This window comes from Flavobacterium frigidimaris, assembly GCF_002217275.1.
GTDB classification, from domain to species: Bacteria; Bacteroidota; Bacteroidia; order Flavobacteriales; family Flavobacteriaceae; genus Flavobacterium; species Flavobacterium aquidurense.
Genome location: NZ_MUGV01000029.1, coordinates 84,325 through 107,487 on the forward strand (window position 1 = coordinate 84,325; position 23,163 = coordinate 107,487).

28 protein-coding genes and 3 tRNA genes are annotated in these 23,163 nt (G+C 33.5%); 7 read left to right on the forward strand and 24 right to left on the reverse strand.

What is annotated here, in order from left to right; all coding sequences use genetic code 11:
- Positions 1–23 precede the first annotated feature (23 nt).
- The 5 genes from B0A65_RS16830 to B0A65_RS16850 are packed head-to-tail and all read right to left on the reverse strand — an operon-like array spanning position 24 to position 4,303.
- Positions 24–581: a MepB family protein gene (locus B0A65_RS16830; protein WP_317044622.1), complete on the reverse strand. Its 558-nt coding sequence runs from the start codon at positions 579–581 to the stop codon at positions 24–26.
- Between the two features lie 60 nt (positions 582–641).
- The gene (locus B0A65_RS16835) at positions 642–2,423 is read right to left on the reverse strand and encodes a hypothetical protein (RefSeq protein ID WP_074659618.1); all 1,782 of its coding nucleotides are present in this window, start codon (positions 2,421–2,423) and stop codon (positions 642–644) included.
- A complete protein-coding gene (locus tag B0A65_RS16840; RefSeq protein ID WP_074659619.1) occupies positions 2,420–2,971 on the reverse strand; it encodes an RNA polymerase sigma factor in 552 nt (183 codons plus the stop codon). Before B0A65_RS16840 ends, B0A65_RS16835 begins: the two co-directional genes overlap by 4 nt.
- 50 nt (positions 2,972–3,021) lie before the next feature.
- Complete coding sequence (locus B0A65_RS16845; protein WP_074659620.1) at positions 3,022–3,420, reverse strand: hypothetical protein; 399 nt, start codon at positions 3,418–3,420, stop codon at positions 3,022–3,024.
- A gap of 7 nt (positions 3,421–3,427) precedes the next feature.
- A complete protein-coding gene (locus B0A65_RS16850; RefSeq protein WP_074659621.1) occupies positions 3,428–4,303 on the reverse strand; it encodes a protease complex subunit PrcB family protein in 876 nt (291 codons plus the stop codon).
- Between the two features lie 190 nt (positions 4,304–4,493).
- Here B0A65_RS16850 and B0A65_RS16855 point away from each other — a divergent pair, with 190 nt between their 5' ends.
- The 4 genes from B0A65_RS16855 to B0A65_RS16870 all read left to right on the forward strand — a co-directional run bounded on the left by B0A65_RS16855 (position 4,494) and on the right by B0A65_RS16870 (position 7,675).
- A complete protein-coding gene (locus B0A65_RS16855; protein WP_074659622.1) occupies positions 4,494–5,867 on the forward strand; it encodes a DNA recombination protein RmuC in 1,374 nt (457 codons plus the stop codon).
- A 33-nt stretch (positions 5,868–5,900) separates the two neighbouring features.
- A complete protein-coding gene (locus tag B0A65_RS16860; RefSeq protein ID WP_074659623.1) occupies positions 5,901–6,449 on the forward strand; it encodes an acyl-CoA thioesterase in 549 nt (182 codons plus the stop codon).
- Between the two features lie 30 nt (positions 6,450–6,479).
- On the forward strand, positions 6,480–6,872 hold the full coding sequence (locus B0A65_RS16865; RefSeq protein ID WP_074659624.1) for a VOC family protein: 393 nt from the start codon (positions 6,480–6,482) through the stop codon (positions 6,870–6,872).
- Positions 6,873–7,105: 233 nt separating this feature from the next.
- Positions 7,106–7,675 carry a YceI family protein gene (locus B0A65_RS16870; RefSeq protein WP_074659625.1) on the forward strand — a complete coding sequence of 190 codons (570 nt, stop codon included), beginning with the start codon at positions 7,106–7,108 and terminating at the stop codon, positions 7,673–7,675.
- 14 nt (positions 7,676–7,689) lie between these two features.
- Here B0A65_RS16870 and B0A65_RS16875 read toward each other — a convergent pair whose 3' ends face one another.
- Entirely contained in the window at positions 7,690–8,601 is a 912-nt protein-coding gene (locus B0A65_RS16875; protein WP_074659626.1) for a TIGR01777 family oxidoreductase, read from the reverse strand.
- Between the two features lie 96 nt (positions 8,602–8,697).
- On the opposite strand from B0A65_RS16875, the gene B0A65_RS16880 reads away from it, so the two are divergent.
- Complete coding sequence (locus tag B0A65_RS16880; protein WP_074659627.1) at positions 8,698–9,360, forward strand: TetR family transcriptional regulator C-terminal domain-containing protein; 663 nt, start codon at positions 8,698–8,700, stop codon at positions 9,358–9,360.
- Positions 9,357–10,661 carry an ABC1 kinase family protein gene (locus B0A65_RS16885; protein WP_074659628.1) on the forward strand — a complete coding sequence of 435 codons (1,305 nt, stop codon included), beginning with the start codon at positions 9,357–9,359 and terminating at the stop codon, positions 10,659–10,661. Before B0A65_RS16880 ends, B0A65_RS16885 begins: the two co-directional genes overlap by 4 nt.
- A 228-nt stretch (positions 10,662–10,889) precedes the next feature.
- On the opposite strand, the gene B0A65_RS16890 is transcribed toward B0A65_RS16885, so the two are convergent.
- The 16 genes from B0A65_RS16890 to B0A65_RS16965 all read right to left on the reverse strand — a co-directional run bounded on the left by B0A65_RS16890 (position 10,890) and on the right by B0A65_RS16965 (position 21,542).
- Positions 10,890–12,185 carry a cryptochrome/photolyase family protein gene (locus B0A65_RS16890; RefSeq protein WP_074659629.1) on the reverse strand — a complete coding sequence of 432 codons (1,296 nt, stop codon included), beginning with the start codon at positions 12,183–12,185 and terminating at the stop codon, positions 10,890–10,892.
- A gap of 132 nt (positions 12,186–12,317) precedes the next feature.
- The gene (locus B0A65_RS16895; RefSeq protein ID WP_074659630.1) at positions 12,318–12,803 is read right to left on the reverse strand and encodes an SRPBCC family protein; all 486 of its coding nucleotides are present in this window, start codon (positions 12,801–12,803) and stop codon (positions 12,318–12,320) included.
- 144 nt (positions 12,804–12,947) lie between these two features.
- Positions 12,948–13,388 carry a sterol desaturase family protein gene (locus B0A65_RS16900; RefSeq protein ID WP_074659631.1) on the reverse strand — a complete coding sequence of 147 codons (441 nt, stop codon included), beginning with the start codon at positions 13,386–13,388 and terminating at the stop codon, positions 12,948–12,950.
- Between the two features lie 85 nt (positions 13,389–13,473).
- Entirely contained in the window at positions 13,474–14,313 is an 840-nt protein-coding gene (locus B0A65_RS16905; RefSeq protein WP_074659632.1) for a phytoene/squalene synthase family protein, read from the reverse strand.
- A 4-nt stretch (positions 14,314–14,317) separates the two neighbouring features.
- Positions 14,318–15,784: a phytoene desaturase family protein gene (locus B0A65_RS16910; protein WP_074659633.1), complete on the reverse strand. Its 1,467-nt coding sequence runs from the start codon at positions 15,782–15,784 to the stop codon at positions 14,318–14,320.
- 37 nt (positions 15,785–15,821) lie between these two features.
- Positions 15,822–16,721 carry a MerR family transcriptional regulator gene (locus tag B0A65_RS16915; protein ID WP_074659634.1) on the reverse strand — a complete coding sequence of 300 codons (900 nt, stop codon included), beginning with the start codon at positions 16,719–16,721 and terminating at the stop codon, positions 15,822–15,824.
- Positions 16,722–16,793: 72 nt separating this feature from the next.
- Positions 16,794–17,756 carry an ion channel gene (locus tag B0A65_RS16920; protein WP_074659635.1) on the reverse strand — a complete coding sequence of 321 codons (963 nt, stop codon included), beginning with the start codon at positions 17,754–17,756 and terminating at the stop codon, positions 16,794–16,796.
- A gap of 132 nt (positions 17,757–17,888) precedes the next feature.
- Positions 17,889–18,389 carry a tetratricopeptide repeat protein gene (locus B0A65_RS16925; RefSeq protein ID WP_242670300.1) on the reverse strand — a complete coding sequence of 167 codons (501 nt, stop codon included), beginning with the start codon at positions 18,387–18,389 and terminating at the stop codon, positions 17,889–17,891.
- A gap of 259 nt (positions 18,390–18,648) precedes the next feature.
- A complete protein-coding gene (locus tag B0A65_RS16930; RefSeq protein ID WP_074659637.1) occupies positions 18,649–19,209 on the reverse strand; it encodes a DUF4256 domain-containing protein in 561 nt (186 codons plus the stop codon).
- Positions 19,210–19,257: 48 nt separating this feature from the next.
- The gene (locus B0A65_RS16935) at positions 19,258–19,836 is read right to left on the reverse strand and encodes a YdeI/OmpD-associated family protein (RefSeq protein WP_074659638.1); all 579 of its coding nucleotides are present in this window, start codon (positions 19,834–19,836) and stop codon (positions 19,258–19,260) included.
- Between the two features lie 19 nt (positions 19,837–19,855).
- Entirely contained in the window at positions 19,856–20,233 is a 378-nt protein-coding gene (locus B0A65_RS16940; RefSeq protein ID WP_074659639.1) for a DoxX family protein, read from the reverse strand.
- Positions 20,234–20,239: 6 nt separating this feature from the next.
- A complete protein-coding gene (locus B0A65_RS16945) occupies positions 20,240–20,707 on the reverse strand; it encodes an SRPBCC family protein (RefSeq protein ID WP_074659640.1) in 468 nt (155 codons plus the stop codon).
- Between the two features lie 5 nt (positions 20,708–20,712).
- Positions 20,713–21,036: an ArsR/SmtB family transcription factor gene (locus tag B0A65_RS16950; RefSeq protein ID WP_074659641.1), complete on the reverse strand. Its 324-nt coding sequence runs from the start codon at positions 21,034–21,036 to the stop codon at positions 20,713–20,715.
- Positions 21,037–21,227: 191 nt separating this feature from the next.
- Positions 21,228–21,313, reverse strand: a tRNA-Leu gene (locus B0A65_RS16955).
- A gap of 44 nt (positions 21,314–21,357) precedes the next feature.
- Positions 21,358–21,430: transfer RNA gene (locus B0A65_RS16960), tRNA-Lys, on the reverse strand.
- A 39-nt stretch (positions 21,431–21,469) separates the two neighbouring features.
- Positions 21,470–21,542: transfer RNA gene (locus tag B0A65_RS16965), tRNA-Lys, on the reverse strand.
- A gap of 127 nt (positions 21,543–21,669) precedes the next feature.
- Here B0A65_RS16965 and B0A65_RS16970 point away from each other — a divergent pair.
- Positions 21,670–22,188 (forward strand): shikimate kinase, encoded by a 519-nt coding sequence (locus tag B0A65_RS16970; protein WP_074659642.1) that lies wholly within the window; start codon positions 21,670–21,672, stop codon positions 22,186–22,188.
- Here B0A65_RS16970 and B0A65_RS16975 read toward each other — a convergent pair.
- Positions 22,180–22,680 (reverse strand): phosphoribosyltransferase family protein, encoded by a 501-nt coding sequence (locus B0A65_RS16975; protein WP_074659643.1) that lies wholly within the window; start codon positions 22,678–22,680, stop codon positions 22,180–22,182. The two genes, B0A65_RS16970 and B0A65_RS16975, sit on opposite strands and share 9 nt — an antisense overlap.
- Before the next feature lie 74 nt (positions 22,681–22,754).
- Positions 22,755–23,144, reverse strand: coding sequence for an RNA-binding S4 domain-containing protein (locus tag B0A65_RS16980; protein WP_074659644.1), 390 nt, complete (start codon positions 23,142–23,144; stop codon positions 22,755–22,757).
- Between the last annotated feature and the right edge of the window lie 19 nt (positions 23,145–23,163).

Below are 23,163 nucleotides of genomic sequence, written 5' to 3' on the forward strand. Positions count from 1 at the left end.
ATAGGCAGCCATTTTTTATGCTACTATTCAAGTAACTCTCTAAAAGTATCAAAATCAGGTTCAGGTGTTATTTCAAAGAAATATTGCAATTGCCAATTTTGAGTTTTCTTAGCCTGTTTGCTATTTGTTTCGTCCCAGGGCGGATAAACTCTTATGGCTCTTTTTCCTTCTGTTACGGTTGTCGAAAAAATCCCTTTTTCGAGTAAGACGGCCTTAGGAAAAATAAACTGCCCAAAAAGATCATCTTTTCGAACGCTGATAAAAACAAAATCGATTAAGTCTGTTGTGTCAAAAGGTTCAATTGTTCCTAATCGGCTTCGTTTCCACAAAGTAACAAATTGGCCTGTTTTTGTTGGGGTAATTTTGGCTTCTCTGTAGCAAATAAATTTCTCATTGAGATAAAAACGATAAGCACTGTAATCAATGCTTTCACTTTCCTGCTGCGGCTGCGAACAATCAAAATCAAAACAATCATAAACCAGTTCTTTGGCTAAAAGCAAATCTTTGGGGATAGATTTGTGATTTGTCCAATGGTTTTTTACGATCATTTTAAGAAGACTCGCTTTTAAGCTTGTTTTCAAAATTATAGTAGGTTTAGGGGTTACGTAGGTTTTTGGGTGTTAAATATATTGTTTTTTTATTTAAAATGAAACATTTAGTCCAAAATTTAGTCCCCATTGAAATTGATTAAAAGATTGGCTATTCAATGGGTTTATATAATAATTCATAGCAGGCTCTACAAACACATTAGTTTTTTTATAAACACGGTATTGTACTGTACTACTTAATGTTGAGCCGTATACGAAATCATTTGCATTTAAATTTTCTCCCAGAGAATTTCCATCTATAGCAACGCTGTTTGAAATCAATTTACCAACAAATCCCCCTGTATTTAAGCTAATAGAAGCTTTGTTTTTAGAAAAAATAGCGTACGAAACTTCTAATGGCATCTCAACATATCTTAAACTTTGATCTAAACTTCCACTTTGTACGTTGTTGCTGCTGAGTGCATTTTTTGTGGTATTAGATACTAATACATAACTATCGCTGCTCGCAATTTGCGGAACGGTAGAATTTTGGACAAGATAATCTCCGGTTGTCAGGAAAGCATTATTTGCTGTTTTTATATAAGAAACGTTTGCTACGCTCTGGCCCAATTCATTGATTTTGAAGCCAGAACCAACCGCCCATTTTTTATTGATTTTATATTTAGTTTTAACTCCGTATGTACTACTTTGTTTGGAGTCATTTACGTTGCCTAAAGTTTTGTCATTTTTATAATTTTCAGAATTAGCAATTCCTGCAAAAACTTCAAGCGCCCATTTTTCAGCTGTTGATTTAGTTTTCGGATCCTTTTCTTTTCCTTTTTTAACTTCAGGAATTATACCTTTTTCTAAATTTTGAAGTTCGGCTAACTGAACAGAATCTTGTTTACTTAAAACATTGCTAAATTTCGAATTACTTTTTGGAGCACTATCAGCAACGGTCTTTTCTGTCTTAATAGTTGTTGTTGCTGCTACTTCTTTTTTGTTATCCGTTATTGTTACTTGTTTTTTGCCCAAATTTGAATCTGAAGAATTTGATGCAATACTATTTGTATTCGAATTCATTTGATTCTCAAAAATAGAATTTGACATCTGATTTTTTGATGGAGAATTGAAATGATTTTGTTGCTTTCCGGTTGTAAATGTTTTCTCTGCCAAAATTTTGTCAGCATTTCTTTTTTCAGTTTCAGAGAATTGATTCTTTTCTGCTGAATTAAATGCGTTTTGATTTTTTGAAAAGGAATTGAATTGATTGTGATTTCCGGTAGTAAATGTCTTTTGTGCGACTACCTGATTTGTGTTTGTCTTTTCAGAATTTAAATTTTTATTTTTCGAAAACGAATTGAATTGACTTCTTTTTTCTGATGCAGTTGTTTGTTGGGTTACAGCTTGGTTTGTAGCACTGTTTTGAGAATTTAATTTTATATCTGAAGAATCAGTATTACGTTTGTTTTTAGAATCGGAATGAGCAATTGCCACTTCTTTTGTTTGATTTTCATTAGTATTCGCTGTTTTATCTTTTGAGGTTTTTGCAGAAGTACCTTCTACAATTCCAGATTTCTTTTCGATACTTTTTTCTTCTGTCGAAATTACTTTGATATCGTGATTGTCTTTCTTGTTTTCTTCGATAACAACATTATTATTTCCTCCGGTGTTATTCTCTAAAGTTTTGATTCCGGTATTTGAGCTAAAATATAAAACAGAAGGAAGAAGCAGACCTAATAAAAGGCATGCCGCTGCTGACCACCAAAGAATAGCTCTTTTTTTCTTTTTAGGTTGGTCTAATTTTTCCTCAATGTTTGCCCACAGTTCAGGAGGCGGAACACTTGAAAAGTTTTCCATTGATGAAAAAATATCTTCTATATTTTGTTTTTTCATGCTATTTTAAAATTTTTTATGCTCAAAATTCTTTTTTGCAAAATCCGCTTCGCTCTGTTTAAATTTGACTTTGATGTTCCTTCTGAAATTTTTAATAATTCGGCTATGTCTTTGTGTTTCATTTTTTCAAAAACATACAAGTTAAAAACAGTCCGGTATTGATCGGGTAAATCCCGAATATATTCCAGTAATTTTTCTTGCTCTATCGGAATATTATCTAATTCTTCTTCTTCGGTAAAATCAGTATCAGGATCAAAAACATCCAAAAAGAAACTTTCTTTTTTCTTCTTGTTTAAAGTTTCGATAAGCTTATTTATGAAAATACGTTTTAGCCAGCCTTCAAAGCTTCCTTCAAATTTATACTGGCTAATTTTCTGAAAAACAATGACAAATGCTTCCTGGAAAACATCCTTTGCATCATCTTCATTTTTCATGTATTTTAGACAAATACCATACAAGACAGGAGAGAACAACTGATAAATTTTCAGTTGTCCAGCTCTGTCATTTTGCATGCATTGCCTGATATATTTTTCTAAATCGTCTTTCAAAAAGGGTTAAATTTTGGTTTTGCAAAAATAGTTTTTATAAACTTAAAAAACTACCTTTTATAAATACTACGAGAAGCATCCTGGTTATTGCTAACGATTGTTAAGTTTTGACTATCAATATTTTCTATAATATAAGTTTTGCCTTCAAAAGTAATCAGGTCATGCTCTGAATGGTCAAAAAAGCCAATACCTTTTTCTATTTGATATGTACTGTTTCTTATTTCTACGTCATTTTTATAAGTGATAACTCTCCCATCCTGGGTAAAAACAATTTTTTTATTAAAACCGCTGGTTTTTGGTGTTGCGGTATAAGGATTAGAAGATCCTCCTATTGACTTTTCCCAAATCCAGGTGTTTATAATAGAACCGGATATAAACCTTTTCGTTTCGAGCGAGTATGCCGCAGTGAAAAGGCTAAATACAATAAAAAATAAAAAATGTTTTTTCATAATCTGCTTATTTTAAACTTGTGATTTTATCCTGAATCGCTTTTTTGAAAACCTTAATCTCTGCACTTTGATCTGCTGTGTCGTTGTTGTCAATAAAAATTTTAGTAACTGTTGAACCCTGAGTAAATTCAAAATAGATTCCACCCTGATCAGCTGAGTCTGGTGTTCCGTATGTTTTGGTTTGTCCTTTTATGCTTAAAATTTCAGTTGGTATGTTTTTCGCAAACAAAGTATACTCGTTTCTTGTTGTTGTCGTAGTATATTTATATTGAGCAAATTCATATTTAGCAGGTACTACATTTAGAAATTTCTGAATGTTGTAATCATTTAACTGAAAGAATTTTTGACAATCTGAACTCAAACATTTACTATTATAAGTTCCCATTACAATATTATCAGAGGTCTCACTTGTTCTGTTGAAAATTATAGGTTTTTCAGTTTTAGGAATCAAGATAAAATCTGACGGATAAGTTGGAGAAGAGGATAGCGTTTCGCCAACCTGTGGACTCTTTTCGTAAAAATTAATTACGATTTGACAGTTGTTTTCTACAATACTGGTAATTTTTATCGCATAGCCACTTGTAGGTTTTGCCCCTGCAAAAATTCCTACTAAGTATTTTTGAGTAAAATCGATAGTAGGATCACTCGCAACAGTACAGGTATTTTCGTGTTTGGTAAAGTAGTAATCCATTCTTTCCTGAGTATTTACTACTATAGCAGCTGGATTAGTAGGTAAAGTTTTGATCGTGTAATTGCATAAAAGTGGAAATCCTGTAAAAGCTACATTTGTGTTTGCTCCGCAATCTACATTCATGTCATCGTTACTAAGAGAGCAGGCACTAAATCCAAAAGCTATAAACAAGCTTAACATTAATTTTTTCATGGTAATATTTTAATAGGTTATATTAAGTAGATACACTTTTTTGAAATGGTTGCGTTGCATCATTATTTTTTTCTACTATTTTTTTGAGATTGTTTATTTAATTTAAGATTGATAATAATTCGTGAAATTTTAATTTTAAAAATTCTGACTACGTATTATTGCGTACTTTTACGTAAAAAAGAACTTAGTTATGTTTGATTTTCTTCCGTTTTTATTGGCTTTTATTGTAGCGTTATTTCTTGGAATTTACTTAGGAAAAATGTTGTTTTCGGCTAAATTTCAATCAGAAAAGGTGAGTTTAGAAGAAAGATTAAATGCTAATATGAATCAATTACAATTGCAGAGAGAGCAATTTGACAGTGAAAAAAGAAATTCTGAGAAGTTACTTCAATTAAATACGGCCGAAAAAGAAAGTATCCGAACTGAAAAAGATAGTCTGGCCATTCAACTTTCTAAAAAAGAAGTAGATTTTGAAAATTTGTGGGAACGCCATAAAGAACAAAAAGGGGAGATAACTGAACTTCAGGAGAAGTTTACCAAAGAGTTTGAAAACCTGGCCAATAAAATTCTTGAAGAAAAATCGGCTAAGTTTACAGAACAGAATAGTGTGAACATGAAGAATATCTTGTTGCCATTGCAGGATAAAATTCAGGGATTTGAGAAAAAAGTAGAACAAACGCATAAAGAAAGTATCGATTATCACGCCGCATTGCGTCAGCAGATTGTTGGTTTAAGTGAAATGAATGCCCAAATGAGCAAGGAAACCCTGAACTTGACCAAAGCTTTGAAAGGTGATAGTAAGATGCAGGGAAATTGGGGTGAATTGGTATTGGAACGTGTTTTAGAAAAATCGGGTCTGGAAAAAGGACGTGAGTACGAAGTACAGCAAAGTTTTACAAATAGCGAAGGAGCTCGTGTTTTTCCTGACGTTGTTATCAATTTACCTGACGGCAAAAAAATGATTGTCGATTCTAAAGTTTCATTGGTCGCCTATGAAAAATGGATCAATGAAGAATCTGAAATACTGAAAATTGATTATTTAAAAGAGCATGTCAATTCTATTAAAAGACACGTAGAACAACTCGGAAATAAAAATTATCACGATTTATATCAAATTGAAAGTCCTGATTTTGTTTTGCTTTTTATCCCAATAGAACCGGCATTTGCGATTGCATTAAACGAAGATTCTGCCTTATACAATAAAGCATTTGACCGAAATATTGTAATTGTAACGCCAAGTACTTTACTGGCAACTTTAAGAACGATCGACAGTATGTGGGCCAACCAGAAACAGCAGGAAAATGCTTTTGAAATTGCCAGACAGGCAGGAGCTTTATATGATAAATTTGAAGGTTTTGTTGCCGATTTGGTTAGAATTGGTAATAAAATAAAAGACACCAAAAATGAGTACGACAGTGCTATGAATAAATTGGTAGACGGAAAAGGAAACCTGATTTCGAGTGTCGAAAAATTAAAGAAAATGGGAGCAAAGGCTAAAAAGTCGCTTCCTGAAAATATTATTGCAAGAGCCTCAAATACAGAGGATAATCAGCTACTAAACTAAAATATTTACCTACTTAATAATACCACAATTTATATGACTGCAGATTTCAAACCCGTTTCTTCATCGAAAATAAGTATATCCGAATTAATGTTGCCTTCACACACCAACTTTAGTGGAAAAATTCATGGAGGTTATATTCTTCAATTACTGGATCAGATTGCTTTTGCTTCTGCATCAAAATTTTCCGGGAATTATTGTGTGACGGCTTCAGTCGATACGGTAAACTTTTTAAAGCCAATTGAAGTGGGAGAATTGGTAACCATGAAAGCTTCGGTTAATTATGTGGGAAGAAGTTCGATGGTTGTTGGAATTCGTGTTGAAGCAGAAAATATCCAGACAGGAGCGGTTAAACATTGTAATTCCTCTTATTTTACAATGGTTGCCAAAGATAAAGAAGGTAAAAGCGTGCAGGTTCCCGGACTTATATTGTCTAATTTAGAAGAGGTTCGCCGTTTTAGAAAAGCAATTAAACATAATGAAGCTAAAAAAGAATTTCAGGAACATGAAAAAGTTACAAAAGTAAATTCGATTGAAGATTTGGCAAGTTTAGATCAATATAATGTACTTTTAGAAATTAGTTAAAAGTAAAAGTTTAATTTAAATCAAAGCAAAATGGTAAAATTTGGATATACAATTTTATATGTAGAAAATGTCGAAGAGTCGATAGCCTTTTATGAAAATGTATTTGGTTTTTCAAGAAAATTTATAACTCCTGACAATGATTATGGCGAATTAATTACGGGTGAAACAACACTTTCTTTCGCATCAAAAAAACTGGCAAGCGAAAATTTAAAAGATGGTTTTGTTGAAAGCAACTTAAACAATAAACCTTTTGCCATTGAAATTGGTTTTATTACAGATGATGTTCCGGAGTCGGTACAAAAAGCAACTTCTTTTGGAGCAGTACTTATAAAAGAACCCACTGCAAAACCATGGGGACAAGTTGTGGCTTATGTCAGGGATTTAGATGGATTTTTAGTGGAGATTTGTACTGAAATGAAATAGAAAAAAAACATTTCACAGAAAACATTTCACATTTTACACCAAAAAAACATTTCACAAATATTTAGCATATCGCAGCAACTAATAGCTCGAAAATTTCGTAACTTTAAGTATATAGATAAGTTACTAAAATTTCACGGAGTATTGCCATTCGATTTTTAAAAAATCTGATTCTTTTTTTAGTTAATCGCACTAAAAAAAAACCGAATGACATAATTGTTTAATTGCTGACGATTATGAAAAGAACTACATTATTAATCTTGCTTTTTTCTGCATTTTCTTTGTTTGCTCAGGAAAAATTTATGACCAATACGGCAACAGTAAATTTTGAGGCTTCAGTGCCCTTGTTTGAAGAAGTAAAAGCAGTAAATAGATCTGTTGCGATTGTTTTGGAACCTAAAACAAGCGTGTTCATCTGCACTGTTACTGTAAAAGATTTTCGTTTTAAACTGGACTTAATGCAAGAACATTTTAACGATAATTATATGGAAAGTAATCGCTATCCAAAAGCGGTTTTTAAAGGTAAAATTGCCAAATTTGACTTGAAGGATATCAATGAAACTGAAAAAGAATATACGATAAAGGGTAAATTGACGGTTCGTGGAAAATCAAAAGAAATTGAAGTGAAGGCTTATTTGAAGAGAGTAAAGGAAGGAATACAAATTCATTCTGATTTTCCAATTGCTGTATCTGATTTCAATATCCAGATTCCAAGTAGAATAGCCGAGAAAATTTCACAGACGGCAAATACAGATTTAATAGGAGTGATACGAAACGAAGATGCTTTTCTGATTACTTTAAAATAAATTACGAAAATAAATCAGGATAAGCTGGTTGAAAGTGTTGCCTCAATATCATTATATTGAAATTCGAAACCTGCTTTCTTTATTTTTTCAGATGAAATTCTTTGCCCTTCCAAAACAGCAATGCTCATTTCTCCCAATGCAAGCCTGATAATAAATTCTGGTATGTTTGGAAGCCAAATAGTATATCCATATAAATGGGCCAAAATTCTTGACAAATTTGCATTTGTGGTATTATCAGTAATAGTGGCATTGTATGCACCTTGCATTTCAGTGTCAACTATTGCTTTTAAGTAAATCTGGCATAAATCTTCTATATGAATCCAGGGTAAGTATTGTTTTCCCGAACCTAAAATAGCACCAAAACCGGCTTTAAAACTGGGTGTTATTTTTTTTAGAAATCCTTCATCTTTCCCTAAAACAATTCCCGTTCTGATTTTAACTGTTCTAATTCCTAATGTAGCAATTTGATCAGCAGCGTGTTCCCATTGTTGACAAGTAGCGCCTAAAAAGTCATTTGCAGGAGGTGTTTCTTCAGTACAAATTTCCTGAGTTGTAATAGCACCATAAAGCCCAACCGCAGAAGCTGAAATAAAAGCGTCTAAAGTTTTATTATTTTCTTTTAAAATAGAAAAAATGAGTTCGATGGGTTTTGTGCGACTTTCTAAAATTGCTTTTTTACGTTTTTTAGTCCATCGTTTTTCTACAATTCCTTCGCCAGCCAAATGAATAATATAATCTGCATTTAAGATGGCATCCTGCTCAATAAAATTATCTTTTAAATTCCATTTGTAGTACGTAATCGATGGTGTATTTTTTTTATTGGAACGACTTAAAATAGATATCGTAAAGCCATTTTCGATAAGAACATCTGTAAGATGCTTGCCGATAAATCCAGTTCCTCCGGTAAGTAAAACATTCTTAGCCATTATATTATAATATATTTAACAGTGCATCTTGTTTAACGATAAGTAAAGGTACTTAAACATTGCTTACCTTTAGGGCAAATTCTAAATTTAAATGAAATGGCCACTAAAAAGAAGATAATCAACAAGGAAGATATCGTTTCAATGTACATGAATGAAGTTTTAGAAAAGGGACAAAAGCCAAAATCAGTTTATCATTTTGCCAAAGAAAATGATTTTACGGAAGCGGAATTTTATGCTTTTTTTGGAACACTGGAAGGTTTAGAAAAAGAGATATTCAGACTCTTTTTAGTTAATACAATTGATTTGCTGCATAAAAATTCCGATTACCAGGAATATGACATGAAGAATAAAATGTTGAGTTTTTATTTCACTTTCTTCGAGATGCTGACAGCCAACAGAAGTTATGTTTTGCAATCATTAAAACTCGACAGAAATCCATTAAAAAATTTAGTACAACTGACGTCACTACGCGAATCGTTTAAAGAATATGTTGCTGAAATCCTGACAGACGATTACAGATTAGAGCAGGAAAAATTTCAAAAATTTCAGGAAAAAGGAATTCAGGAATCAGCGTGGTTGCAATTGATGATGACGATTAAATTCTGGATGGATGATGAATCTGCCGCTTTTGAGAAAACAGATATTTTTATCGAAAAGTCAGTTAATGCTTCATTCGAATTGATGAATGTAGCACCACTAAATCATTTGATAGATTTTGGGAAATTTCTGTTCAAAGAAAAAATATACAGCAAACAATGAAAACAATCGATTATATACCAACATCAAAAATAGAAAGAGCTGGAAAACTGGTGCAAACCGGAGCTAAAATAGGTGTAAACTATGTTAAACATTATGCCGAAAAAATGGTCAATCCAGACTTAAGCAGAGATAAATTAAATGAAAATAATGCCGAGGATATTTATGACGGATTAAAAAGCTTAAAGGGCAGCGCACTTAAAGTAGCCCAGATGTTAAGCATGGACAAAAATTTTTTACCTCAGGCTTATGTCGAGAAATTCTCCTTATCGCAGTTTTCTGTTCCGCCACTTTCGGCACCGTTGGTTTTAAAAACATTTAAAACAAATTTCGGAAAAACGCCTTATGAAATCTTTGATGAATTCAATGCCAATTCGGTAAATGCAGCAAGTATTGGTCAGGTACATCTGGCTAAGAAAAATGATAAAAAACTGGCTGTTAAAATTCAATATCCAGGCGTTGCCAACAGTATTTCTTCAGATTTGGCTTTGGTAAAGCCTATTGCAATTCGAATGTTTAATTTACAGGGAAAAGATTCTGATAAATATTTTAAGGAAGTTGAAGACAAACTGATTGAAGAAACCAACTATTTATTAGAATTAAAACAAAGCCAGGAAGTTGTTGCAGCCTGCAATAAAATTGAAAATATTATCTTTCCGAATTATTATCCGGAGTTTTCATCAGAGAAAATCATCACGATGGACTGGATGACCGGAATCCATCTTTCGGAGTTTACGGCTAAAAATACAGATCAGGAAGTAGGAGATAAGTTGGGTCAGGCACTTTGGGATTTCTACATGTATCAAATTCATGTTTTGAAAAAAGTACATGCAGATCCGCATCCCGGGAACTTTTTAGTGAACGATCAAAATCAATTAATTGCCTTGGATTTTGGCTGTATGAAACAAATTCCGGAAGATTTTTATGTACCGTATTTTGAGTTAATCAATAAAAATGTAATTACAGATCCGGTACTTTTCAATCAGAAATTATTTGAATTAGAAATTCTACGTCCTGATGATACGCCTTCAGAAATAGCATATTTTACTGAGATGTTTCATGATTTGTTATCCCTTTTTACAAAACCTTTTAAAGACGAGACCTTTGATTTTGCCGATGAAAGTTTTTTCGAAAGCATTGCAAAACTTGGGGAGCGTTTCTCAAACGATACTAATCTCAAAAAAATGAACGGAAATCGCGGTTCTAAGCACTTTATTTATATGAATCGAACTTTCTTTGGTTTGTACAATTTAATGTTTGATTTGAAAGCGAAAATTGTGGTTGCTAATTATTTGAAATATTAAAAAATCGTTTATTTTGTTTCAGGTTTCAGGTTTCAAGTTGACAAGATTGTGCAAATCACTTTGCGAACTTTGCGGTTAATTTAACGCAAAGCGCGCGAAGATTTTTGTGGTATGTATTTGTAATTGGCTTTATTAAGTTCGCAAAGCTTTGCGAATATAACTTTGCGGTCTTTGCGTAAACCCTTTGCGACCTTTGTGGTTAAACTTGAAACCTGAAACAAAAAAAACTTATTTCAAAATTCCTGCTTTATAAGTCGCAATCGCCCGATCTCTTGCAAAAGCGTGATCAACCATAGGTTCATTATAACCCAAATCAAATTCAGGAATCCATTTTCGAATATAAATTCCTTTTTCGTCAAATTTCTTCTGTTGAATTTCGGGATTAAAAACTCTGAAATAAGGTGCTGCATCACAACCCGTTCCGGCGGCCCATTGCCAGTTACCAACGTTGGATGCCAATTCAAAATCTAATAATTTCTCTGCAAAATAAGCTTCGCCCCATTGCCAGTTTATGAGTAAATGTTTGCATAAAAAACTCGCCACGACCATACGAACACGATTGTGCATATAACCAGTTGCATTCAATTGACGCATTCCGGCATCGACCATTGGGTAACCCGTTGTTCCGGAACACCAGCGTTTGAAATCCACTTCATTATTACGCCACTGAATGCCGTTGTAAGCCGATTTAAAATTGTGATTAACGCAATTTGGAAAGCTGAAAAGAATCTGAATAAAAAACTCTCTCCAGATTAATTCGCTCAAAAAAGTTTGATTTTTTTGGTTCGCCCAATTTACCAATTTTCGGATACTAACGGTTCCGAAACGTAAATGTGGCGAAAGATAGGAGGTACTGTCTAAAGCCGGAAAATCTCTGGTTTCTTTGTAATTGCCAATTTGTGTTAAGTTGTGAGGAAGGACTTTTATCTCGCTTTTTTCAAAACCTATTTTGCTTAATTCTGGAAATATAAACTGATTTTTTGCAAAAGTTGAGAAAAATGGTTTTGTATCATATTCAGGAGCTTGTCCAGAAAGATGGTATTTCTCCAGCCATTTATTTTTATAGGGTGTGTAAACGGTATAAGGAAGTCCGTCTGCTTTTGTGATTTCTTTTTCTTCAAAAATCACATGATCTTTAAAGGAAAAGGATTCGATATTATTCTCTTTTAAGAAAGAAGAAATTGCTTCATCACGTTTAATAGCAAAAGGTTCGTAGTCTTTATTAAAAAAAACGTGTTGAATATCATATTCGTCTAAAAGTGATTTCCAGACTTCTGTAGTTTTTCCTTTTTTAATTAAAATAGAAGAACCAATTGCCTGAAGCTTTTCATTTATTTTTTGAAGCGAATCATAAATAAAATTTACCCGCGCATCACTTTTAGGAAGATTTTCCAAAATAGCATCATCAAAAATAAATAACGGTATTACGGGAAAGTCAGATTGTAAAGCATGAAATAATCCGGTATTGTCTTCTAAACGCAAATCGCGTCTAAACCAGAAAAGAGTAACTTTTTGTTTTGCCATTATTTGTCAGGTACTGTGTTTTCGCCACGAACTCACGAATTTTTTTGACATTGATACTTTTTTAGTCGTGAATTACTTCGTCTGTTCCCGTCGGTCGAGTCGTGGCTATTTTTTTTATGTTTTTTATTTGTATTAATCGATTTGATTGTCAACCAATACTTTTGAATTGAATAGTTCTTCAATTTTATTATGGCGATAATCAAAAATCGTTTTTAGCTTACTTTTTACAACCAGTGTGTTCATTATTCGTCCTAAGTATCCTAATGGGAGTGCATAATGAACAATGTCTACCATTTTTGTTCCATTAGCTACAGGTTCAAAAAAATGTTTGTGATGCCACAAAGAATAAGGTCCAAAACGTTGTTCGTCTATAAAATATTGATTTTCTTTTGAAACGGTGATGATCGTAACCCAATTAATTTTAATACCTAAAAGAGGTTTTAAAGTATACGTAATAATTTGTCCGGGATACATTCGTTTACCATCAAAATCCTGAATTTCAAAACTCATGTTGTCAAGCGTTATGGTCTGAAGATTTTTTGGACTTGAAAAGAAATCCCAACATTCTTCGACACTTGCATTTACATGTTGAACGGTTTCTATTTTGTATACTTTCATAAAATCAGTTATTACAGATAGTTCTTAAGATATGATTGCGTTAGGGATTGCAGTGGAGCTCTTTTTGTGGCTGGCCTTTTTGCCAGGCATAAAAAAGCGGGAACGAAAAGCCCGACCCGCCGCGGCGGGGAACGCCCAAAATCTTTACATTTTATAATATTTAAAAGGAACAAATAACATTCCGAAACATTCTCCTTCTTCTTTTCCTAAATGTTTGTGGTGAATTTTATGTGCTTTTCGTAACCCGATGAGGTACTTGTTTTTGGTATTTTTAAACCATTTAAAACGCTGATGAATTAAAACATCATGAATTAAGAAATAGCAAATGCCATATAAAGTTACGCCACAGGCAATAAAAAACAAATAATTGAATCCGCCCTGAACGCCAAAATAAAAAAGAACAATACTCGGAACGGCAAAAATAACAAAGAAGATGTCGTTGCGTTCAAAAGCATGATCGTATTTGGGTTGGTGATGATCTGCGTGAAAGTACCACATTAATCCATGCATTACGTATTTGTGCGTAAGCCAGGTAACGCACTCCATGAAGAGAAAAACACCTAAAAAGATTAAGAAGGAAATCATTTTTTTATTTGTTGAAATATTAAAGTTGCAATTAAAATCACTCAAATTTTAACTTGAAAATATAAAAGATTGACTCTATAAATTATCAGACCAATTTTAGCTTGTAAGTTACAAAAGATTGCGCTAAAAGTCCCGCTTTTGTGTAATTTGAAACCCTGATTCTCGAATTTCCAATTTCATAGTAGGGTGTGTTTTTTAGTTTCTGAAGTAGCTTTTTGTAATAAATATAAGCAGTATAAACGCCAAATTTTGCTTCCATTGGAAGTTTTACAATTCCCTGATAAGCAATTTTAAAATCTTCTTCGATTTCTTTGATAATGGCTGTTTTAGCATTCTCATCAAAGGATTTTAAATCGACTCCTGGAAAATAATTTCGGTTTAAAACTAAGTTGTCGTCTTTTAAATCCCTTAAGAAATTCACTTTCTGAAAAGCTGAACCCAATCGCATTGCTTCGTGTTTCAGTTGCTCGTATTTTTGATTGCTTCCTTTTACAAACACCTTTAAGCACATTAAGCCCACAACATCTGCTGAACCGTAAATATAATCTTCGTATTCGGATTGCGTGTTGTAAGTCGATTTTATCAAATCTAGTTTCATGCTTTTAAGAAAAGCCTGAACTAGATCATCTGTTATATTATATTGTTTTACAGTATGCTGAAACGAGTTTAGAATAGGGTTGAGGCTAATGCCCATTTCCATGGCTTTATAATGTTCTTTTTCAAAATCATTGATGAGGTTTTCTTTGTCGTAATCATGAAAAGAATCGACGATTTCATCTGCAAAACGAACAAAGCCGTAAATGCTATAGATGCCATCTCTGATACTTGGCGAAAGCATTTTTACAGCAAGCGAAAAAGAAGTACTGTAGCTTTGGGTTACCAATTTGCTACATTTTAGAGAAACGGTGTCAAATAGTGATTTCATCTTTTTACGATCTTAGAGATTGGTGAATTAATTCAGCTACTAATTTTCCCGAAATTAAGGCGGGCGGAACTCCTGGACCAGGAACGGTTAATTGCCCTGTAAAAAATAAATTACGAACTTTTTTACTTTTTAGTTTTGGCCTTAAAAAAGCAGTTTGTAAAAGTGTATTAGCCATTCCGTAGGCATTTCCTTTGTAAGCATTATAATCTGCTACAAAATCATTTTTGCAGAACGATCTTTTAAATATAATATTATTTCTGATTTTTTGCTGCGTTAGCTCCTCAAAACGAGTGATTATTTTTTCGAAATATTCTTCCCGAAGTTCTTCTGTGTCTTTTATTCCTGGTGCTAACGGAATTAAAAAGAAGCCGCTTTCCATTCCGTTTGGTGCTGCAGATGCATCTGTTTTAGATGGGAAATTAGCATAGAATAGTGGTGCCTCGGGCCATTTCGGGTCATCATAGATATCTGCTGCGTGTTGGTTAAAATCAACATCAAAAAATAAGGCGTGATGGGTAATGTTCTCTATTTTTTTATTGAAACCAACAAAAAATAAAAGAGAAGAAGGTGCGAAAATACGGCTTTCCCAATATTTTGCTGAATAGCAGCGATGTGTTTCGTCGAGTAAAGTTTCGGTATGCTGATAATCGGCACCACTTACAATGATATCTGCTTTTATGGTTTTTCCGTTAATTATGATTCCGGTTGCGGTTTTGTTTTCAACTATAATTTTCTCAATCGACGCATTCGTTTCAATAGTAACTCCTAGTTCAATTGCCAGTTTTTCGATTCCACGAACGACATCAAACATTCCGGTTTTAGGATGCCATGTTCCTAAACCAAAATCGGCATAATTCATAAAATTATAAAAGGAAGGCGTTTTGGTTGGTTTGGCACCTAAAAATAAAACAGGAAATTCTAGAATCTGAATTAATCGCTCGTTTTTAAATTTCTTCCGAATATCACTGCTTACCGTGCCAAAAAACTGATTTAATTTTAATGCAGTTTGTGGCGTAATTAATTCTAAAGGCGAAACTCCCGGACGGTATACCAAATCTTTAATGGCAATATCATAATTGCTTTTAGCCTGATGAATAAAAGCTTCCAGTTTTGATCCGCTTCCTTTTTCAATGCCTTCAAAAGTGGTTTTTATTGCATCAATATTATCATAAATATTGATAAAATCATTAATTCCAAAATAAACACGATACGCAGGATTTAATTTGATAAGCTCATAATAATCAGAGGTATTTTTGCCGAAATCAGAAAAGAATTTTTCAAAAACATCTGGCATCCAGTACCAACTTGGTCCCATGTCGAAAGTAAAACCATCTTTTTTGAATTGTCTTGCTCTTCCGCCAATAGATTCGTTTTTTTCATAAATAGTTACCTTGTTACCTTGTTGAGACAAGTAACATGAAGCGGCTAACGAAGAGAAGCCAGAACCTATTATTGCGATCGTTTTTGTCATTTGTTTAACAAATATACAAAAACTTTAAACAAAACAATTATATTCTTTCCAGAGTCTCTTCCATTGTATAGAAAAGTTTTATTCTATCTGGTAGAATAGTCTCGTCAATGTGCTCGATCATATTACCCATAAGCCAGATTTCGTTGTTTTTTGCCAGTAATTTTTGCCCCATAGATTTTACATATTGATTAATTACGCTACGATCAGGCTGAACGGTCATGAAAGAAACAAATGTAATATTCTCGAAATATTTAGTAAGATCCTGTAAATTCTCAATTGGCATACTTTCTCCTAGATAAATGGTTTTGTAACCTTTTAGAAGAATTTCATATTGTATGTACAATAAGCCTATTTGATGAACTTCATTAAGCGGTAACGAAAGAACAAAAACGCGATCTGTTTTCGCTGGTTTTAAAATCTGAAGACTCTCTGTATATATTAAAATCTTTTGCTTAATTAAATGAGATATAAAATGTTCATTTGCCGGACTAATAGTTTCAGATTGCCACAACAACCCCAGTTCTTTTAATAAAGGAAGAAAATGGTCTTTGAATACTTCGCTAAATGTTTTTTCTGAAATAAGCCAGTCAAATGTGGTAAAGAATAATTCCTGGTCAAAATTCATCATTGCCATCTTAAAGGATGTGATAGCATAATTTTGAGAATTCTTCTTTGAAATGATTTCACGAACCAGTTGCGGAATTTTTTCCTCCGGATAAGTGGCTATCTTAGATATTTTATAACCGTATTCGTGTAATAGGGTTATGTTTAAAAGCTTTTGTAAATTATGGACATTGTAAAGTCGGATGTTGGTATCCGTTCTCATCGGTTCAAGAATGTTATATCTCTTTTCCCAAATACGAATGGTATGTGCTTTTATTCCTGATAAATTTTCAAGGTCTTTTATGCTAAAAACGGTCTTTATGTTGTTTATCATTATTACGATTTTGGATAAACAAAAATAGAATAAAATCTGAGATTACATTTAAAACTTGATTAAAATGATAGATTATGAGAAGTTTGTAGTATCATACTGATTTAATTTGTCCAAATACAAGATCGTTTTAGAACCATCTTTACTTCTATTGTACATGGTAACGAATTTTGCGCCATAAATGATTTCATTAAAGGTATACGATGTCTTGGCTGCCACGGTATTACTGAACATATCATCGAATGTAGTAATGAAAACTAAAATTTCGCCGTGGATTCTTTTAAAATCTTCTTCGGTGAAATTATATAACGGACTATTTTCTGTTATCGGATGTACTAGTGTCCAACTTAAAGATAATGCGTTGATCCTGTCAAGTTCTAAATCTAACGTGTAAAATTTGTTTGTTCGTTCACCATTTTCTTCAGTGCTCATTCCGAGTGTTACTTTTGCTTTTGCATCAGTAAAATTGGTATTTTTAAAAGGTACAATACGAATCATTAATCCTTTACCTTCTCCATATGGAGAAATTAAGGCATTATGAGAGAATTTTAAAAAAGCAGTTGGTTTGCTGAATCTTCCAAAAAATAAACCAGTAGCAATAGCAAAACTCAATAAACCTATTAAAGCCTCAGCGGCAGATAATGCGCTGGTTAAAAACCCATTTGGACTAATGTGTCCGTATCCTACGGTTGTGAAGGTTTGTGCGCTAAAAAAATAAGCTTGTCCAAATTGTATTAATGCACTTTGTGTTGGTGCAATTCCGTCAAGATGTTCAATTCCAATTGCGTAATAAAATAACGCAAAAACAAAATTGATGGCAATGTAGAAACTAAATAAAATTAGCATGAACTTCCAGTTAGGCATGTCGATCATGGTATGGTACCAACTGATACGACGAAGAATGTTCATTCCTCTTTTCTCGATATTTGGTGTTCCGTTTTTGTTTACAAATCTACCGCCGTAACTGTTTGCATTAGTTCCAAATCCTGAATTTTTATCGGTTTTTATTTGGTTATTTGCTTTTTTAAGAAGTGCCATTCAGTGTTAGTTTAAAGAACAAATGTAAGGATATCTTTTATATGATAAGGCTATCGGTTTTAAACAGAAAAGCAATCAGTAAAAAGTGTTTTTTACTGATTGCTTTTTTATTATTGTCAGCTATTTTTTGTTTTACTTACAAAATGTTGCTTTGTTTTTTTTGGCGCTCTGGCTGCCCAGTTCAATCGCTTTAGAGAAGTCTTTGCAGCAATTTTTTTTGTCTCCGATTTTATTATAGGCCAAACCTCTTAAGTTGTAAGCAACATAATCTTTTGGATTTAATTCGAGTGATGAAGTACAATCTGCAATGGTTTCCTTAAAGTTCATCAATTTGTAATTGACATTGGCTCTTCCGGTATAAGCATCAGTATTCATGTCGTTTAATTCGAGCGTTTTGTTAAAATCGACAAGAGCTCCTTTTAAATCATTGAGGTTGTATTTGGCCACACCTCTGTTTTGATACGCTTCGACAAATTTAGGGTCCATATTGATTGCCTTTGTGTAATCGGCGATGGCGCCTTTTGTGTTACCAGCGTCGGCTTTTTTCATGGCTTTGTCAAAATAAGTCGTTGCCGATTGGGCCCAGGTTGAGCAGCTGATCATAATAAATGATACAAGTAATAATTTTTTCATAAACCAATTTGGGATTAGTTAGTAGGTTAATTAATTCTGAGACGAATTTATGAAAGTTTTATTTTGTAAGAGAAATTCTTTTGTGAAAAAATGGTAATTAAATTTAAAATATTAATTCACGAATGTAATCATGGCTTTTTTTAGAATTAACCTGTTATGAAAATGAGTTCCCTAGCCCAGATAGGAGCGGTATCCTTTTTCTTGCTCCTTTAGCAAGGAAAAGATACAAGCGGATAGCTGGATTAGCTCCTAAAAAAAACTAGACCTTTAAACAACCACGAAAACCTCTTGCGGCATAATACGATTCGGCACCATTATGATACACGAAAGTTCTGTCATAACGGAAATCAGAAAATAAAGCGCCTCCCAATTTACGAACTTCCGGAGTGGTGGTTATCCAGCTTGAAGTTTTGGTGTCAAAATTTCCTAATTCCTGTAAATTTCTGTATTGTTCTTCGGTCAGGATTTCGACGCCCATTTCTTCGGCCATATCAAGAGCACTATTTTTGGGTTTGTGTTCTTTTCTTGAATCTAATGCTTTGCGATCGTAGCAAAGACTTCTGCGGCCTTTTGGGCTTTCAGCAACGCAATCGAAAAATATATATTCATTTGTGTTTTTATCATAACCCACAACATCTGGTTCGCCATCGGTTTTTTCCATTTCGAGAAGCGACCAGAGTTTTTCAGGATTTGCTTCCAGTTTTTCATGTACTTTATTCCATTCAATATCGGCATGTCGTGTTTTGTTTTTCTCAAAACGCGTTTTTAAAATGCTAATGATTTCCTCTTGCTGTTCTGGTGCTATTTTATTTTTACTCATGATGTTTTTATTTGTGTAGTTATACTTTGTGTGCAAACCAGCATTTAATTAATCTTTTAATCCTTTTCCTTCAAGAATATCCGGAATAGCTTTTTCAACTCTGGCTTCGCGTGTCTTTGCCTGTTTGGGTTGAGCAAAATATAATAAATACCCTCTTTGTCGGCCTGGTGTCAAAGCTTCAAAAGCTTTTTTTACCTGGGAATCCTCCTTTAATTTTTTTTGAAATTCTTCAGAAACGGGAAACTCTGAAGTTTTTTTCAATTCGACTCTCAAACCTGCTTTTTCAATTTCAATAGCTTCATAGATATAAGCTTTTAAAATGCTTTTTTGTTTCACTATTTCTTTAAGATGGGTAAATCTGATTTGTCTCGCTGCCTGAACATTCTCAGATTGCTGAATCAGGATTCCTTCTGTGTCCTTTAATAAAGCGCCTTTAAAAAATAAAAAAGCACAATACTCCTTAAAGTCGTGTATTAAAACAATATTGTTTTTTTGCTGCACATAACACGGTGTTCCCCATTTTAATTCTTCTGTTAATTGACAATCTAATGCAATCGTTCTTAATTGTTCTAATTCTTTCTGCCATTTACTGGCTTTGTCAAAATAAAAATCAACTTTCGGATTCATGTTGTTTGTTTTTTAATAGTTAAGCTGAAATGGTTTTTCTTTCTATAGGTCTAAAATACCAGGAAAGAACAGTTAAAACAAGTAATAAAGTGGGGCCAAAATAAGCAATAGCTTCGTCGGCTTTGGCAAAGTGCGATACAATAGCACCAGACATCGCGAAAAAGAAGCCTGCATATGCCCATTCTTTTAGTAACGGAAATTTTGGAAGTAGTATTGCAACTACGCCTAATAATTTCCAGACGCCTAAAATTACAAGAAAATAAAGAGGATAGCCCAAATGTGCCATCATGTCAACTTCTTCTTTTATTTGCAGTATTTGTACTATTCCGGTTGATGTCATTCCTAATGCCAGCCAAAGTGTGGCGGCCCAGTAGATAATTGTGTTTCTCTTTGTCATGATGTATTATTTTAATTTACTTACTATTTCCTCAAGTCGATTGTGTGCCATATTAATACCTTGTTTAAACGGGAGCTGCATCATTTGGTTTCTAAGCGCGTTTGATTTGTAAACAATTTGCATAGTTAGTTTGCTTGTACTTTCTGTGAGAGCTTCAAATTCAAGGAACTCTAATTGCACTGCAAACGGTGAATTTTCCATTTCGAATGTTCTGGTAATTTTTTGATTGGGAATAAAATCATGAATAGTCCCATTTATCTGTAGTACTACATTTCCTTTTTTATCACTGGTTTCAAATTGATAGCCACCGTGTTTTTTGTTTTCGAGTTTTAATACTTTGGTTCCCATCCATTGCGCTACAATTTCGGGTTCTATGTAAGCTTTGAAAAGCAAGGAAACAGGCAAGTCGAATTCTCTTGTAATGATTAGCTCTTGTTTTCCGTCCTCGGCATTTATTTTTGTTTTTAATTCCATGTGGTTTAGTTTTCTGGTTTGTAGTTTTTCATTATATCCTCAAGTTTGTTGAATCTGTCGTCCCACATTTTTCTGAATGGTTCAATGAACTCGGCAACTTCCTTCATTCTTTCCGCATTTATTGTGTAGTGTACTTCCCGTCCGTTTTGTGTTTGCTGAAGTAATTCACATTCAGTTAGAATTTTTAAATGTTTTGATACGGTTGGCCTTGCTGTGTCAAAGTTTGATGCTATTGCTCCGGCTGTCATCGAATGTGAAGTCACTAAAAGTAATATAGCTCTCCTTGTGGGGTCTGCAATGGCCTGAAATACATCTCGTCTTAAATTCATTGTGAAGTTATTTGGCTACAAATATATGTGTAGTTATTTAACTACGCAAATATTTTGGACTATTTTTTTTGCTTAATGTATTGTAAATGAGGTGTAGGTGTTGTTGTTTGTTTTGAGATGGCGAAAGTTAGAGTTTGTGAGGTATGAAAAGAAAAAGGTACAAAGGAAAAAATTTTTCCTTTGTACCTTTTTGGTGACCACGGTGGGATTTGAACCCACACGCCCTTACGAGCACCACCCCCTCAAGATGGCAAGTCTACCGTTTCTCCACGTGGCCTAAAATGAAAAAAGGCCAAGTAATAAAAATTACTCGACCTTTTGTGACCCGACTGGGGCTCGAACCCAGGACCCCATCATTAAAAGTGATGTGCTCTACCGACTGAGCTATCGAGTCATTGCTATCAAGGAAAGTATTTTGTTAAATCACAATTTGTGACCCGACTGGGGCTCGAACCCAGGACCCCATCATTAAAAGTGATGTGCTCTACCGACTGAGCTATCGAGTCATATTCTTTCCTTGAATGCGGGTGCAAATATAAGGAGTTATTTTTGATATTTGCAAGCTTATTTATTATAAATTTGTCTTTTTTTAATCAAAATTTACAACGTCTTAATTTTTAGGCAATTATTAAAATGAAAAAAATCGTATTATTAGGATATATGGGTTGCGGAAAGTCAACTATTGCCCAAAATCTTTCAAAAAATATAAATATTCCATTTCTAGATTTGGATAAATGCATCGAAAAAAGAGCAAATTTGTCTATAAATGAAATTTTCGAGCAACATGGAGAAATCTATTTTAGAAAATTAGAACATGAAATGTTCGTCGAATTACTTCAATCTTCAGAAAATAACATTATCGGATTAGGAGGAGGAACTCCATGTTATGCGAATAATCATTTATTATTGCAAAGAGATGACATTACATCTGTTTATTTAAAAGCTTCAATAGCTACTTTATATAATAGATTAGTGTACAATAAAAGTAAGCGTCCTTTAATTGCGAATATGAATGAAGAAGAAATGAAAGAATTTATTGCAAAGCATTTGTTCGATCGCAGCTTTTATTACAACCATGCGCAACATAAAGTTGTGGTTGATGATAAAACGGTCGACGAAACGGTTGAGGATATTTTGGCGCTGTTAGCTTAAAAAGGCATAATCACCCTCTTTGTCGTCGAAAACGACCTGAACGTGCTCTAATAATGATGTAGAAAGAGAAATGCCTTTAAAATCGGCTTTTACCGGGTATTTTTTATGATTTCTATCTACAAGTACTGCTGTTTTGAATTTCTTAAGCGGAACGTCTAAGAAATGACGAACAGCATAGATTAATGTTGTGCCAGAGTTTAAGACATCGTCAACTAGTACCAGGCCTTTGTTTTGGTACTCTTCTTTGGTTAAAGAAGTCTGAATTGGCAATTGCGGATTCTGTTTATCGACTTTAACTTCGCAGGTAGAAACTTTAAGTGTTGAAATAGTGCTTAAGGCAACTGCAATTTTTTGGGCAAAAATAGATCCGTTAGAAGCGATTCCGGCAATCACAACTTCTTCTTCGTCAACAAAAGTTTCGTAAATTTGGTAAGCAATACGTTTGATTTTGTGTTCGATTTCCTGATTCGTTAAGATGATGTTTTTGCTCATGATTTATTTTTTTTGCTAAAATACAAATAAGAATTTTAGATTTTAGATTTTAGATTTCGGATTTTTAACGGAATTTACTCTGTTTCTTCATCATCAAAAATTTCATTCCCATATTCGTCAATATCTCTTCTGTCTTTTTTAGTTGGTCTTCCTGTACCAGTTTTTCTATAGTGCTCTTTAGATAGTTTTAATAATTCTAAATGCGCATAAGCTTCAGCTGGTGTTTCGTTTTTGCGATAGATATCGACCAATTTAGCTCCAACGCGACTTTCAGGAATATCAAGTACAGTAATAATTTGTGTAATCTGATCTTTTCTAAATGTTATTTTGTCTGTTGGAAAAACTTCTTTCGATGGCTTGGCAACCTGCCCATTTACAGTAACATGGTTCTTTTTGCATGCTTCAGTAACCATGTTTCTGGTCTTATAATAACGCACGCACCATAAGTATTTATCTATTCTCATAATTTTTCTAAAATCGAAG